Origin of the sequence: Paenibacillus thiaminolyticus (assembly GCF_003591545.1) — a bacterium.
GTDB lineage: Bacteria > Bacillota > Bacilli > Paenibacillales > Paenibacillaceae > Paenibacillus_B > Paenibacillus_B thiaminolyticus_A.
Map to the genome: position 1 here is coordinate 1 of NZ_QYZD01000013.1, position 14,734 is coordinate 14,734.

12 protein-coding genes are annotated in these 14,734 nt (G+C 54.2%); 11 read left to right on the forward strand and 1 reads right to left on the reverse strand.

Features of this window, described 5'->3' with window-relative positions:
• Nucleotides 1-313: 313 nt before the first annotated feature.
• The 11 genes from recA (at nucleotide 314) to DQX05_RS15155 (ending at nucleotide 13,087) form a co-directional block, all read left to right on the forward strand.
• Nucleotides 314-1,372 (forward strand): recombinase RecA, encoded by a 1,059-nt coding sequence (recA, locus tag DQX05_RS15105; RefSeq protein ID WP_119794402.1) that lies wholly within the window; start codon nucleotides 314-316, stop codon nucleotides 1,370-1,372.
• Between the two features lie 157 nt (nucleotides 1,373-1,529).
• Nucleotides 1,530-2,192: a regulatory protein RecX gene (locus tag DQX05_RS15110; protein ID WP_119794403.1), complete on the forward strand. Its 663-nt coding sequence runs from the start codon at nucleotides 1,530-1,532 to the stop codon at nucleotides 2,190-2,192.
• Nucleotides 2,193-2,517: 325 nt separating this feature from the next.
• Complete coding sequence (gene rny / locus DQX05_RS15115; protein ID WP_119794404.1) at nucleotides 2,518-4,065, forward strand: ribonuclease Y; 1,548 nt, start codon at nucleotides 2,518-2,520, stop codon at nucleotides 4,063-4,065.
• 71 nt (nucleotides 4,066-4,136) lie between these two features.
• The gene (locus DQX05_RS15120) at nucleotides 4,137-4,931 is read left to right on the forward strand and encodes a TIGR00282 family metallophosphoesterase (protein WP_119794405.1); all 795 of its coding nucleotides are present in this window, start codon (nucleotides 4,137-4,139) and stop codon (nucleotides 4,929-4,931) included.
• Between the two features lie 344 nt (nucleotides 4,932-5,275).
• A complete protein-coding gene (locus tag DQX05_RS15125) occupies nucleotides 5,276-5,536 on the forward strand; it encodes a stage V sporulation protein S (protein ID WP_006286829.1) in 261 nt (86 codons plus the stop codon).
• A 109-nt stretch (nucleotides 5,537-5,645) separates the two neighbouring features.
• The gene (locus DQX05_RS15130) at nucleotides 5,646-6,605 is read left to right on the forward strand and encodes a dipeptidase (protein WP_119794406.1); all 960 of its coding nucleotides are present in this window, start codon (nucleotides 5,646-5,648) and stop codon (nucleotides 6,603-6,605) included.
• Nucleotides 6,606-6,814: 209 nt separating this feature from the next.
• Complete coding sequence (locus DQX05_RS15135; protein WP_119794407.1) at nucleotides 6,815-8,548, forward strand: 2-oxoacid:acceptor oxidoreductase subunit alpha; 1,734 nt, start codon at nucleotides 6,815-6,817, stop codon at nucleotides 8,546-8,548.
• A 2-nt stretch (nucleotides 8,549-8,550) separates the two neighbouring features.
• Entirely contained in the window at nucleotides 8,551-9,417 is an 867-nt protein-coding gene (locus tag DQX05_RS15140) for a 2-oxoacid:ferredoxin oxidoreductase subunit beta (protein ID WP_119794408.1), read from the forward strand.
• Nucleotides 9,418-10,137: 720 nt separating this feature from the next.
• Nucleotides 10,138-10,707: a phosphate propanoyltransferase gene (locus DQX05_RS15145; RefSeq protein WP_119794409.1), complete on the forward strand. Its 570-nt coding sequence runs from the start codon at nucleotides 10,138-10,140 to the stop codon at nucleotides 10,705-10,707.
• A 248-nt stretch (nucleotides 10,708-10,955) separates the two neighbouring features.
• A complete protein-coding gene (gene miaB / locus DQX05_RS15150) occupies nucleotides 10,956-12,509 on the forward strand; it encodes a tRNA (N6-isopentenyl adenosine(37)-C2)-methylthiotransferase MiaB (RefSeq protein ID WP_119794410.1) in 1,554 nt (517 codons plus the stop codon).
• Nucleotides 12,510-12,670: 161 nt separating this feature from the next.
• Nucleotides 12,671-13,087, forward strand: a complete 417-nt coding sequence (locus tag DQX05_RS15155) for a YlbF/YmcA family competence regulator (protein WP_119794522.1) — start codon at nucleotides 12,671-12,673, stop codon at nucleotides 13,085-13,087.
• Nucleotides 13,088-13,188: 101 nt separating this feature from the next.
• On the opposite strand, the gene DQX05_RS15160 is transcribed toward DQX05_RS15155, so the two are convergent.
• Complete coding sequence (locus DQX05_RS15160; protein WP_119794411.1) at nucleotides 13,189-14,187, reverse strand: electron transfer flavoprotein subunit alpha/FixB family protein; 999 nt, start codon at nucleotides 14,185-14,187, stop codon at nucleotides 13,189-13,191.
• Nucleotides 14,188-14,734: the final 547 nt, after the last annotated feature.

Genomic DNA, 14,734 nt, shown 5'->3' on the forward strand with positions numbered 1-14,734 from the left:
TAGTGACATTATCTCAGAACAGTTATAGGGTGACATTATCACAGAAGAACAACAGGCAGTATGGATAAGCTTGACTGCTTTGGCGGAAGCTGCTACAATTGAATTGACGGAAGAACCGTGGCAAGCGTGAGTCGCTTTTGCTGCGGTTTTTTTGCGTATAGAAGGGAGGAGGATGCTGAATATCGTTCCTTTTATGGAATTTTAAGATAAATACTGCCGCGAAAAAAACGAATGTATGTTCGAAAAAAAGCTTGGCAAACGGATCGAAAGACGGTATGATAGAGGTATCAAATGGAACAAAGGAAGTGAGTATGTGTCAGATCGCCGCGCTGCACTAGAAATGGCATTGCGCCAAATCGAGAAACAATTCGGTAAAGGTTCGATCATGAAACTTGGCGAGTCCAACCATATGCAGGTTGAGATTGTGCCGAGCGGATCGTTGGCACTTGATATAGCTCTTGGAATCGGCGGATTGCCAAGAGGACGGATTATTGAAGTATATGGACCGGAATCTTCCGGTAAGACGACGGTTGCGCTTCATGCGATTGCTGAAGCGCAGAAAGCTGGCGGACAAGCTGCATTCATCGACGCGGAGCACGCGCTCGATCCTGCATACGCGAGCAAGCTTGGCGTCAACATCGACGAACTGCTTCTGTCCCAGCCGGATACAGGGGAGCAGGCGCTTGAGATTGCCGAGGCGCTCGTGCGCAGCGGCGCGGTAGACATTATCGTCATCGACTCCGTCGCGGCTCTCGTGCCGAAGGCGGAGATTGAAGGCGAGATGGGAGATTCCCACGTCGGTCTGCAAGCCCGCCTCATGTCTCAGGCGCTTCGCAAATTGTCCGGGGCGATCAGTAAGTCCAAGACGATCGCGATCTTCATTAACCAGTTACGCGAGAAGGTCGGCGTCATGTTTGGCAACCCGGAGACGACGCCAGGCGGCCGCGCATTGAAGTTCTACTCGACGATCCGGCTGGATGTCCGGCGGGTCGAGACGATCAAGCAGGGCAACGACATGATCGGGAACCGGACACGCATCAAGGTCGTGAAGAACAAGGTCGCGCCTCCATTCAAGCAGGCAGACATCGATATTATGTACGGTGAAGGGATTTCCCGCGAAGGAAGCATCGTAGATATCGGCACGGAGATGGACATTATCCAGAAGAGCGGAGCCTGGTATTCGTACGAAGGCGAGCGTCTGGGGCAAGGCCGTGAGAATGCGAAGCAATTCCTGAAGGAGAATGGGGAGCTGGCTCTGACGATCGAGAACAAGGTTCGTGAAGCGAGCAATTTGTCGACGGTGGTCCGGAACCATTCCGAGCATGATGCTGAAGAGGCTGAGGACGCTCTTGAGCTGAAGCTGGAATCGTAAGTCTGTTTCTGGAACAAGCGCCTTCCTGTGGGGGCGCTTGTTTTGTCGTGTCTATGGACATAGGCTGCGGGGGAACGCAAAATCATGCGCGGATGCGGCGAAGGCAACGACGAATGGCTTCGTCAGACGATGGCGCGCAAACAGGAGGAGCAGACGGATGAGCAAGGAGGAACGCATCGTTACGATCATGCGGGTGGAGCAGGATCGAACCCAGCGGGGACGCTATGTGTTGCATTTCGACAGCGGCGAGTCGCTCAACGTGCATGAGGATGTCATGATCAAGTACCGCCTTCTGAAAGGAGCGGACATCGCTATCGATGCGATTGACGATATATTGCGGGCCGATGAGGGGAACAAGGCCTACGTGCAGGCGCTGCGCCATCTGCAGCGCAAGCCGAGAACGAGGATGGAGATGATCCGCCATCTGAGTCAGAAAGGCTATGAAGAAGGAATTGTGAGGGAGGCCGTCTCGCGTCTTGAAGACGAGCGCCTGGTGGACGATCGGGCGTACGCCGAGCAGTGGGCATATGAGCGGACGGCGATGCATGCGAAGGGACGCCGCTTCATTGAGCAGGAGCTGAAGCAGAAGGGCGTGCAGGATCATCATATTGCTGCCGCCCTAACTTCCATCGACCCGGAGGAGGAGCGGGACGGGGCGCAGCGCGCCGCAGCCAAGAAATGGCGTCAGACGCAGGGCGAGCCGCATATGCGGAAGCAAAAAGTGATTGCCTTCTTGCTCCGGCGCGGCTATCCGATGGACCTGGCCCGCCGCGCTGCCGAGGAGGCGGCGCAGGAAGCCGATGCGGAGGAAGACTTCTAGGCCGAGCCACCAGTCAAAGATATCGCACTTCGCCGTCATTTGCTTGACAATATCTTTTCATGAATAATAAAATGAACATGTATCTTTATTATCGCGAAATCAGTTTCCACTTCCAGAAATTGATTTCTACATGATTCATTTCGCCAATATCATGATTTCCGATTGGCCGCTTTCGGGCGGCGCACGCCATCGCGCGTGCACTTCGCCGGCGCTCATGCGTCGATCCATAATCTGAACTTGAATTTTGTAATGAAACACGTGAACAACTGAACAAATGAAACCTGTCCCAAGCAGTGCTTGGAGCAACCAACGGGGAGGTGAGGCAATGGAGATGAACATTTGGCTCGCGCTCGCTCTCGTTGTGGCCGCATTGATCTTGGGGTTTGGAATCGGGTACCTGATTCGCAAATCGCTTGCTGAAGCGAAGATAACGAGTGCCGAGCATGCCGCAGAGCAGATTATGGACAGCGCGCGCAAGGAAGCGGAGGCACTGAAGAAGGAAACGGTGCTCGAAGCAAAGGACGACATCCATAAACTGCGCACCGAAGCGGAGAAAGACATTCGCGAGCGCCGAAATGAAGTTCAACGTCTGGAAAGACGCGTTGTACAAAAAGAAGAGTCATTGGATAAAAAGCTGGAGTCGCTGGAGCGCAAAGAAGAACAAGTCGCTTCTAAAGAAAAGCGCATCGAAGAGACCCAGCAGCAGGTTGAACGGACGCTGCAGCAGCAAGTTGCGGAGTTGGAACGGATCTCGAATCTGACGATGGAAGATGCGCGGAGCATCATCCTCTCCAATGTGGAGCAGGAGGTGCGGCACGAGACTGCGCAGATGATCAAGGATATCGAGCAGCAGGCACGCGAGGAAGCGGACAAGCGCTCACGCGAGATTATTACGCTTGCTATCCAGCGCTGCGCCGCCGATCACGTAGCAGAGACGACGGTCTCTGTCGTGGCATTGCCGAACGAAGAGATGAAGGGCCGGATTATCGGCCGCGAAGGCCGGAATATCCGTGCGCTTGAGACACTGACAGGAATCGATCTAATTATCGACGATACACCGGAAGCGGTGATTCTATCCGGATTTGATCCGATACGGCGGGAGATCGCGCGGACGGCGTTGGAGAAGCTGGTCGCCGATGGGCGTATCCACCCGGCTCGAATCGAGGAAATGGTGGAGAAGTCCCGCAAGGAAGTCGACGAGCGGATCCGCGAATACGGAGAGCAAGCGACATTTGAGGTCGGAGTGCATGGCTTGCATCCGGATTTGATCAAGATTCTGGGACGTCTGAAGTTCCGTACGAGCTACGGTCAGAATGTGCTCAAGCATTCCATGGAAGTGGCATATCTCACCGGCTTGATGGCGGGAGAGCTGGGCGAAGATGTAACGTTGGCACGTCGTGCCGGGCTGTTGCATGATATCGGAAAAGCGCTGGATCACGAGGTGGAAGGATCCCACGTCGAGATTGGCGTAGAGTTGGCGAAAAAGTATAAAGAACACCCTGTAGTCATTAACAGCATCGCATCCCATCACGGGGATTGCGAAGCGACATCGGTTATCGCAATGCTGGTGGCAGCGGCGGATGCGCTGTCTGCAGCCAGACCGGGAGCGCGTCGTGAGACGCTCGAAACCTATATCAAGCGGCTGGAGAAGCTGGAAGACATTTCCGAGTCGTTCGAAGGGGTGGAGAAATCGTACGCCATCCAGGCTGGACGCGAAGTTCGCGTCATGGTCCAGCCGGACAAGATTGACGATGCGGAAGCGTACCGACTCGCTCGGGAGATTACTAAGAAAATCGAGAGCGAGCTGGACTATCCGGGTCATATCAAGGTAACGGTAATCCGCGAGACCCGTGCGGTAGAATATGCGAAATAAGCAAAAGATATAGCGTAAGTGCGAGAAGTGGCCTCCTGGGCCACTTCTCCTGATTTAAGGAGGACCCAATCATGAAAGTTTTGTTTATCGGCGATATTGTGGGCAATACGGGGCGCAAGGCCGTGAAGCAGCTGCTGCCGGAGTTGAAGCAGAAGCATAACCCGCATATCATTATCGCCAATGCGGAGAACGCCGCCGGCGGGCGGGGCGTTACGGCCGCGATCGTGAAGGAATTCCTCGACCTGGGCGTTCACGGCTTTACGATGGGGAACCATACGTGGGACAACAAAGATATTTTCGAGTGGATTGACGAGGAGACGCGGATGGTGCGTCCCGCTAACTTTCCGGAAGGAACGCCGGGCAGGGGGCATACCATCATCAAAGCCAACGGCAAGGAGCTTTTTATTGTCAATTTGCAGGGGCGGACGTTCCTCCCGGCCATTGATTGCCCCTTCCAAAAGGCAGACGACATTTTGCGTGGGCTCGGCAAAAAGCCGCGCGCCATACTTGTCGATTTCCATGCCGAAGCGACATCGGAGAAAATTGCGATGGGCTGGCATCTCGATGGCCGCGCTTCGCTGGTCGTAGGCACGCATACGCATGTCCAGACGAATGATGACACGATACTCCCTAACGGCACGGCCTATTTGACCGATGTCGGCATGGTCGGCTCCCGGGAAGGCGTGCTTGGCATGGAGCGGGAAGCGGTGCTGCGCAAGTTCAGAACGCAGCTTCCGGTAAGGTTCGTCGTCGATGAAGGCAAATGGCAGTTCCACGCGTTGGTCGTTGAGATAGACGAAGCGACCGGCAAAGCGACCAAGCTGGATAAAATCCGCATTCGCGAAGGCGAGTGGATGATGAGCTAGGGAGCGGGTGGAACGCGGCATCGGCCAGGCCATCGTACACACAGGCTAACCGTCACGAGATGGATTCCCCGCCGCACAGCTACTGCATGAATAGGCACGGATTATTCCGGCGGCTGAACGGCTTTTGGCATGGATAGGAATGGGCTAGTCCGGCCGTCCCACGGCTTTGGCGTAAACAGGAACGGTTCAGCCCGGTTGTTGCACAGCTACTGCATGAATAGGGACGGATTAGCCGGCCCGCCGCACCTCCTCTGCACAGGATGGAAGATGACAGGAATTTTTGGCTCGCTTGTGAATAGATTGTAATAGTGGAGTCAACCATCATTCCCGAGGAGGTACTTTCCATGGAAGTATTAAAGGTGTCAGCTAAATCCAACCCGAATTCTGTCGCGGGCGCATTGGCCGGGGTGCTACGTGAACGTGGAGCGGCTGAACTGCAAGCGATCGGAGCGGGCGCATTGAATCAGGCGATTAAAGCAGTTGCGATTGCACGAGGATTTGTCGCACCAAGCGGGGTTGATCTGATTTGCATTCCTGCATTCACCGATATTGTCATTGACGGCGAAGACCGTACGGCAATTAAATTGATTGTCGAGCCTAGATAAAAAACGCATACATGGAAATGACCGGGGAACCTTACTCTGCCTGTTTACGACGTAAGCAGGTTTTTTGCTTTCCATGATGGGACACGCTACGCGGAAAGGATGAAGCCAAATGAACGCTCGTATTATCGATTTTCATTGCGATGTGCTGTACAAGATGCTGTACCATGGCACAGGCCGCTTCGAGAAAGAAGCGGACTTTGACGTCACGCTCCCGCGCCTGAAGCAAGGGGGAGTCGGCATGCAAGTGTTCGCGGTGTTCCTGGAGGACTCCGCACTGGCCGGACCGCCAAAGTTTGCGCAGGTGCTGCGAAGCATCGATCTGCTGCGGGAGCGCATCAACACGCTTCCCGGCATGCGTCTTATTCGCTGGCGGGACGATCTGGAGCGCTGGCAGCAGCAGCCGGATCAGATCGGATCGCTGCTGTCGCTGGAAGGCGTAGACGCGCTGGAAGGAGATTTGGTGAATCTCCGCACGGCTTACGAGCTGGGAGTCCGCTTCATCGGACTGACCTGGAACCATGCGAATTGGGCGGTGGACGGAACGTTGGAGGAGCGGCAAGCCGGCTTTACTGCGCTGGGCCGCTGCCTAATCCAGGAATGTGATCGGCTGGGGCTCATCATCGACGTGTCGCATTTGAACCGGACGGCATTTTGGGAGCTGCTCGAGCTGACGGAGCGGCCGATTTTCGCCTCTCACTCCAATGCGGCGGCCGTGCTCGATCATCCGCGCAATCTGACGGACCAGCAGATCCTGGCCATTATCGCGCGCGACGGAAGAATCGGCGTTACGTTCGTGCCGCATTTCATCCATGAAGGGGACAAGGCTTCCATTGATCATTTGCTTCGCCATATTGAGCATATCGCCGCATTGGGCGGCGAGCGGCATCTGATGTTCGGATCGGACTTCGACGGCATCGACAAGAAGGTGGAGCGGCTGGAGCATGCGGGACAGTATACGAACTTATTAAATGAACTGCATAAAAGATACAGTCCGGATTTCGTAGAGCGGATTTCTTCTGCCAATGCATTATCATTTCTTGCGACCCATCTTCCCGAGCGCGAACTATAACATGGATATTCATCTCGGCCGGGTATCATATCCATCGAATCTCGCTATCATGGGGGAGGCAGAAAACGCTTGCTTTTTGAAGTACCCGGACATAGAATGAGAGTGACTCAACCATTTTCTAATATTTTACTTGTTACATTTTTTTGAAACTATTTATATCGCGGCAGTGAATATGGATGCGAGTCACTTTGCAAAAGGAGTGGGCGAGCTTGATTAGTCAATTATCTTGGAAAATCGGGGGTCAACAAGGAGAGGGTGTAGAAAGTACGGATCGTATTTTCTCAACGGCATTGAATCGTCTCGGCTATTATCTATACGGTTATCGTCACTTTTCTTCCCGAATCAAGGGTGGACATACGAATAACAAAATACGCATCAGCACAGCGCCAATCCGTGCAATATCGGACGACCTGGACATACTTGTCGCCTTTGATCAAGAGACAATCGATCTGAACGCGCAAGAATTGCGGCCGGGAGGCGTTATCGTAGCCGATGCGAAATTCGCGCCAGTCGTGCCGGAAGGAATCGATGCACGGCTATTTGCTGTTCCATTCACCGCCATCGCGGACGAACTTGGCGCATCACTGATGAAAAATATGGTCGCTTCCGGCGCATCATGGGCTTTGCTCGGATTGCCGCTGGATGTGTTCAATAAGGCACTGGAAGAGGAATTCGGGCGGAAAGGGCCGGCAGTCGTAGAGAAGAACGTCGAGGCATCGCGCCGCGGGGCGGAATTCATCCTGGAGCAGGCTGGCGGCCCGCTGACCGAGTTCCAGCTTGAACCGGCGGACGGGAAGCAGAAGATCTTCATGATCGGCAACGATGCGATTGGATTGGGCGCGATCGCGGCAGGATGCCGCTTGATGGCAGCCTACCCGATTACGCCGGCATCGGAGATTATGGAATACTTAATCAAGCGGCTGCCGAAGTTCGGCGGAACGGTCATTCAGACCGAGGATGAGATTGCCGCGGTCACGATGGCCATCGGGGCCAACTACGGCGGAGTCCGGGCAATGACCGCGTCCGCGGGTCCGGGGTTGTCGCTGAAGGCGGAAGCGATCGGGCTGGCGGGAATGACGGAGACGCCGGTCGTCATCGTCAATACACAACGCGGGGGTCCGAGCACCGGCCTGCCGACGAAGCAGGAGCAGAGTGACCTGAATGCGATGATATACGGCACCCATGGCGAGATTCCGAAAATCGTCCTGGCACCGAGCTCCATCGAAGAGTGCTTTTACGATACAATCGAGGCATTTAACCTCGCTGAAAAATACCAATGTCCGGTCATCGTCATGACCGATCTGCAGCTATCGCTGGGCAAGCAGTCGTGCGAGCTGCTAGATTACGACCGCATCGTCATCGATCGCGGCAAGTTGACATCTGATCTGCCGCCGCTAGAGCCTCATGGCCAATTCAAGCGTTATGAATGGACGGAGGACGGCATCTCCCCGCGCGTCATCCCTGGGGAGAAGGGCGGCCTGCATCATGTGACCGGCGTAGAGCACAATGAGGTCGGGCGCCCATCCGAGAGTGCAGTCAACCGGAAGATGATGATGGATAAGCGGCTGCGGAAGATCGAGGGCCTGCAGATTACGAACGCGATTCATGCCGATACACCGCATGAAGAGCCGGAGCTGCTGTTCGTAGGCATGGGTTCCATCGGCGGAACGATAGACGAAGCACGCCGCAGACTGGAAGCAGAAGGAATTAAGACGAACCATGTCACCGTACGGCAGATCCACCCGTTCCCGGCGGAGCTGTTCAAGCCGCATGCAGAACGGGCCCGTCAAGTGGTTGTCATCGAGAACAATGCTACCGGACAATTAGCGGATCAGATTCAGTTGCATGTCGGCTGCCCAGAGAAGCTGCGTCGTGTCAACAAATACGACGGCACTCCGTTCCTGCCGTCCGAACTGTATAATCATAGCAAGGAGCTGGTCTAAGAATGGCTACGTTTAAAGAATTCCGCAACAATGTGAAGCCGAATTGGTGCCCGGGCTGCGGTGATTTCTCCATACAGGCAGCCATTCAGCGCGCGGCAGCCAATGTCGGACTCGAGCCGGAGCAGCTGGCGGTCGTATCCGGAATTGGATGCTCGGGCAGAATCTCCGGTTACATTAACGCATACGGCTTCCACGGCATTCATGGACGCGCGCTGCCGATTGCGCAGGGGCTGAAGCTGGCGAACCGGGATCTGACCGTTATCGCCTCCGGGGGAGACGGCGACGGCTTCGCGATCGGGATGGGGCATACGGTCCACGCTATTCGCCGGAACGTCAATATTACGTACATCGTGATGGACAACCAGATTTACGGCTTGACGAAGGGACAGACCTCTCCGCGCAGCGCCGTCGGATTCAAGACGAAGAGCACGCCGGAGGGGGCAATCGAATCGACCTTGTCGCCGCTGGAGATTGCACTCGCGTCAGGAGCAACATTCGTTGCGCAGTCGTTCTCAAGCGATCTGAAGCAGCTTACCGCGCTAATCGAAGCCGGCATACAGCATGAAGGCTTCTCGCTCATCAACGTATTCAGCCCGTGCGTGACGTTCAACAAGATTAACACGTACGACTGGTTCAAGGAGCATATCATCAATCTCGACACCATCGAGAACTATGACCCGTCGAACCGCGTGATGGCGATGACGAAGCTAATGGAGACCGGCGGCATGATAACCGGACTGATCTATCAGGATACTTCCCGCCGCTCCTACGAGAATCTCGTCACGGGCTTCCGGGAAGAGCCGCTCGCCCACCAAGATTTGCAGATAACGCCGGAACAATTTGACCAATTGGTATCGGAATTCAAATAAACCATCGCCACTAAGGCATGCGTCGTGAGGCGCGTGCCTTATTTTTATTCCCCCTCTTTGCCCCATGCAAATACAAATAGACCTCCGTCATCCCTCTTATGCTCGATATCCCCATGACACATGGAGTTGCTATTTAAAGTGTCGGGCACTAAACGTTCAGTATCGTGGTGATGAAGGAAAACTGCAATTCCTCTGTCTGCTCACATATGCTCGTTATCCCTAAGACGCAGGGAATCACCATAAAAGTGTCAACGCACCTAATGCCCCGGATCACGGATGTGAAGGTGTTGCAAAATCCTCCGTCTGTACTCTTTTGCCCATTATCCCCATGAAGCAGGAACTCCCTGATAAGATGGGATAATGAGCAAAAGGCGGGGTGTACAACTGAAGGGATGGGATAATGAGCAAAATGCAGGGTAGTAAACCTGACGAGATGGGATATTGAGCAAAAGGCACGGTATAACACTTGATGCGTTGGGAGATTGGTCAAAAGGCAAATGTATGGATTTTTGGCGCAATAGGGGAGTGTCTATGCATCGGGCAGGCATAGGGAATTAGGTATGTTCGCCGGAAGCTTCTCGGTAGGTGTGACTTGGGCTGCTGGTGTTTCAAGAAGGGGGAAAGACGGTCAGGCGGAAATGTCGACTTTTTGTGCGGGCGGGAGTATAATATGGAGTGGTACAAGGCAGAGAGATCACAACAACGTGAGGTGGATGAGAAATGAAAACTGTACCGGTCGGCGTGTCAGGACGCCATATTCATTTAACACAGCAAGATATTGAGACTTTGTTCGGAGAGGGCTATCAACTGACTGAGTTCAAGCCGCTGTCCCAGCCGGGGCAATTCGCGGCCAATGAGACCGTGGAGGTTATCGGTCCGAAAGGTTCATTCAAGAAAGTCCGCATTTTGGGCCCTGCGCGCCCGGCTTCTCAATTGGAAGTGTCGCGCACGGACGCATTTACGCTTGGAGTCAACCCGCCAGTTCGGGAATCGGGCAATATCGAAGGCACACCAGGCATTCAAATTAAAGGGCCTGCAGGCGAAGTGGAATTGCAGCAAGGGGTTATTGTGGCGGCTCGCCACATCCATTTCCATACTTCAGATGCCGAGAAGTGGGGCATTCAAGACAAAGCAAAGCTTCGGGTTCGCGTAGGCGGAGATCGTGGTGTTATCTTTGAAAATGTGATTGCGCGCGTCCATGACAATTTCGCATTGGACATGCATATTGATACGGATGAAGCGAATGCAGCCGGCGTGAAGAACGGAGACACGGCTGAAATCGTTGATTAATAGAAGCGGGAACGTCGAATGCAGCTGCTCGGTAGGGCGGCTGCATTTTTGCTGTGTCTCTTTTTCGGATGCCGATGGCCCTTGTGCGTAAGGTCATTCGTTTATGCGTGGACGCCGGCAGAAGTTTTTCTTAGCTTGGCTCCGCACGCGGAATAATGCTATAATTTGTTGTAATGCTTTTTTTGGAAGAGGCATCAATCATTCACCTTAAACTTATGACATTACGATATGAAGGAGTGACCGACATCATGAGCAAAAAGTCGAAGGATTACTCCAAATATTTTGATTTCTCGAACGCAAAAGTGATTTCGGAGGATGAACACAGTAAGCGCATTCGTATCAATGGTCGCGAAATCAACATTATTTCGGAGCCTAATCATCGAGCAGAAAAGCAGCGGGGGAAGCAGGACATCATCGTCCATTATGAAGAGGCGGTTCCTGCAGAGCTGCAGCAGTTGGGTACAGGCAAGCATTATCTGATCTATACGTTCGGATGCCAGATGAACGAGCATGACTCCGAGACGATGAGCGGGCTGCTCGAACAGATGGGGTACCGGAAGACGGATGATCGCCAGATGGCGGACATCATTTTGTTAAATACATGTGCGATCAGGGAAAATGCTGAGGATAAGGTCTTCGGTGAGCTAGGCCATCTGAAGACGCTGAAGCTCGAGCGGCCGGGTCTGCTGCTTGGGGTGTGCGGCTGCATGTCTCAAGAAGAAACTGTCGTCAATCGGATTATGCAGAAGCATCCGTTCGTCGATCTTGTCTTCGGCACGCATAATATCCACCGTCTTCCTTATCTGGTTCGCGATGCCTTATTTAACAAAGAGATGGTCATCGAAGTATGGTCGAAGGAAGGCGACATCATTGAGAACCTGCCGAAGAAGCGGGAGGGGATGCGAGCCTGGGTGAACATCATGTATGGCTGTGACAAGTTCTGCACCTACTGTATCGTGCCTTATACGCGGGGCAAGGAGCGGAGCCGCCTTCCGGAGGATGTCATCGCGGAAGTGCGCGAGCTGGCGCGGCAAGGCTTCAAAGAGATTACTCTGCTCGGGCAAAATGTCAACGCCTACGGCAAAGACTTCACGGACCAAAAATATACGTTCGGAGATCTGATGGATGATATCCATAAAATCGATATCCCTCGCATTCGCTTCACGACCTCTCATCCGCGCGATTTCGATGATCGGCTCGTAGAAGTGCTGGCAAAGCGCGGCAATCTGGTGGAGCATATCCATCTGCCGGTGCAATCGGGCAGCAGCGAGGTATTGAAAAAGATGAGCCGGAAGTATGATCGCGCCCGCTTCCTCGAGCTGACCGGCAAGATAAAGCAAGCGATCCCAGATGTCGTGCTGACAACTGACATTATCGTCGGGTTCCCGGGCGAGACTGACGAGCAGTTCGAGGAGACGATGACCTTGGTTAAGGAGGTCGGGTTCGATTCCGCCTTCACCTTCATTTACTCGCCGCGCGAGGGCACTCCTGCGGCTCAGATGGAAGATAATGTTCCATTCGAGGTGAAGAAAGCGCGGCTCCACCGTTTGAATGAGCTGATGACGGATTTGAGCCGCAAGAGTAACGAGAAGCTAATCGGCATGACCGTCGAGGTGTTGGTGGAAGGCGTGAGCAAAAACAACACCAACATTCTGTCCGGCCGCACGCGCACGAACAAGCTGGTCCATTTTCCAGGTTCGGAAGAGCTGATCGGGCGCTTCGTTCACGTGCGCATCGACGATGCCTTGTCCTACTACATTAAGGGTGAAATGGTGACGGAGCCGGTGCAAATCAGTTCCTAGCCGGCGTGAGCTTTCGGCATGATCCGGCCCGCAGGCCTGACGCGGCATGACGCGGAAGCCCTGCAGCTTCTTTGGCAACAATACGATAATCCAGATGGGAGAGGTTCGCATTGACGCAACATTCACATGATTCTTCGTCCAAAGCTTCGCCGTGCAGCAGCATGCCTTCCTTCAATACTCGCGATTTGCTTGTGCGGGACGATATTATGGGGAAGGCGAAGCAACTCGCCGAGATGATTTGCACGACAGAGGAAGTCAGTCACTTCCAGAAGGCGGAGAAGCTCGTCCAGAAGCATGAGCGGGTACAGGAGCTTATCTCGGCCATGAAGAAGAAGCAAAAGGAAATTGTTGCCTTCGAGTCGTTCCAGAATCAGGCGATGGTGGAGAAGATCGAGAAGGAACTCGACGAGCTGCAGCAGGAGCTCGACAATATCCCGCTCGTTGTGGAATTCCAGCAAAGCCAGACCGATGTGAACTACTTGCTGCAACTCGTCATGTCCGTTATTCGGGATACGGTGGCCGAGAAGATTGATGTCGAGGCGGCGACCCCGGAAGATCCCGACTCGTGCAGCGAGTAACCAGAGAACGAAGCGATACGATAGATACAGCTGAAGCAGGCTTCCATCCCTGATTTTCTCATGGGAAAGGAAGCCTGTTCGTTTATGATCGAGGGAGGGCTTTAGGAGAGCAGCTTGCGGAATTCCGCGGTAAGCAGCGGGACGATCTCGAACAGATCGCCGACGATGCCGTAATCCGCCACCTCGAAAATCGGGGCCTCGGGATCGGTATTGATCGCGACGATGACCCGCGATTGATTCATGCCGGCCAGATGCTGAATTGATCCGCTGATGCCGCAAGCAAAATAGACCTCCGGCGTGACCACTTTGCCGGTCTGTCCGATCTGCAGCGCATAATCGCAATACCCAGCGTCGCAGGCGCCGCGGGTGGCACCGACCGCACCGTTCAGGACGAGGGCGAGCTGCTGCAGCGGTTTGAAGCCGTCTGCGCTCTTGACGCCGCGGCCGCCGGAGACGATGATTTTCGCCTCCGTAAGATCGATGGAGCCGCTCATTTTCGTCACGACACCCCTTACGATGGACCGCAGCGTAGGCGTAGGCTCAGGAAGGAAGCGGCGTTCCGGCACGGTTATGGCCCCCGGAAGAAGCGCTCCCGATTGCCCGCCGAGCGGGAAGTTGTTCGGCCGAATGGTGAGAACCCAGCACTTCGCGGCTTGGGTGAACCCTTTCGTCTCGAACGCCTTGCCGGCATAAATCGGCCTCTGGAAGCCAAAACCGCCCTCATACTCTTCGATAGAAGTAACGTCGGAGATTTGACTGGACTGCAAATGGGAGGCCAGCATCGGTGCCATTTCCCGACCCATCGCCGTATGTCCGAGCAGGACGATATCCGGCTTCTCCTGATCGACGAAGGTGCGGGCGGCGGCAAAATACGTTTCCGCCTCATAATATTGATATCGATCATTGTCCGCCACAACGATCATGTGGATGCCAGGGAGAGACAGCGCGTCAACGGCCTCCCCGATGGCATGCCCTATTACCAGCACGATGACGCGATCCTCAACTTTCGCCATTTGCGCGACAGCACCAAGCGCTTCCCATGTGACCTGTCTCACGTGATTGCCACGCATTTCCGCGATAACGGCATATATGCGTCCCATGCGGACTCACTCCTTTCATTTCTTCCATTCCATGGAGACTTCATTGGATTCCTTTTTTCCTACAGTGTAGAAGGTTGCTATCCATCATATGGCTCGGACGTGAAAGTTATTTGCAGTTTTTCGGCAGGCGAAGGAAGTCAGTTATTTCATTTAGCAGTGGTCAACATAGGGGCGGCATTGCATTTTTTGAGCCCGAAAGTCATATCCATCAAGCAGGAGGTACACGAAGCGATATTCGGGATTCAGCGCTCATTTTCAGGGGCAATCGGCACGGGATAAGGAGACAATATGCTAATTAATGTTAAATGGTTGTTGGTCTTCCTACTGTTGTCCGCCCTGGAATGCGTTCTTCGTCCAAGTGAGCCGGGCTCGCGTCGCCTTTGTTGGCCTGGGGCAGGCCGGGAGGTGATAGCGGTACCGGCTTCCCGCCTGTGGAGCGCGTGCGGGAGTCGTTCGAGGTGCCCGCGTCTTCGTTGTAGAACGGCCTAATCCATTTGAGCAAGGGAGGAAAAGGGATTTTCATGGCAGAGAAAGGGAGGGATACACC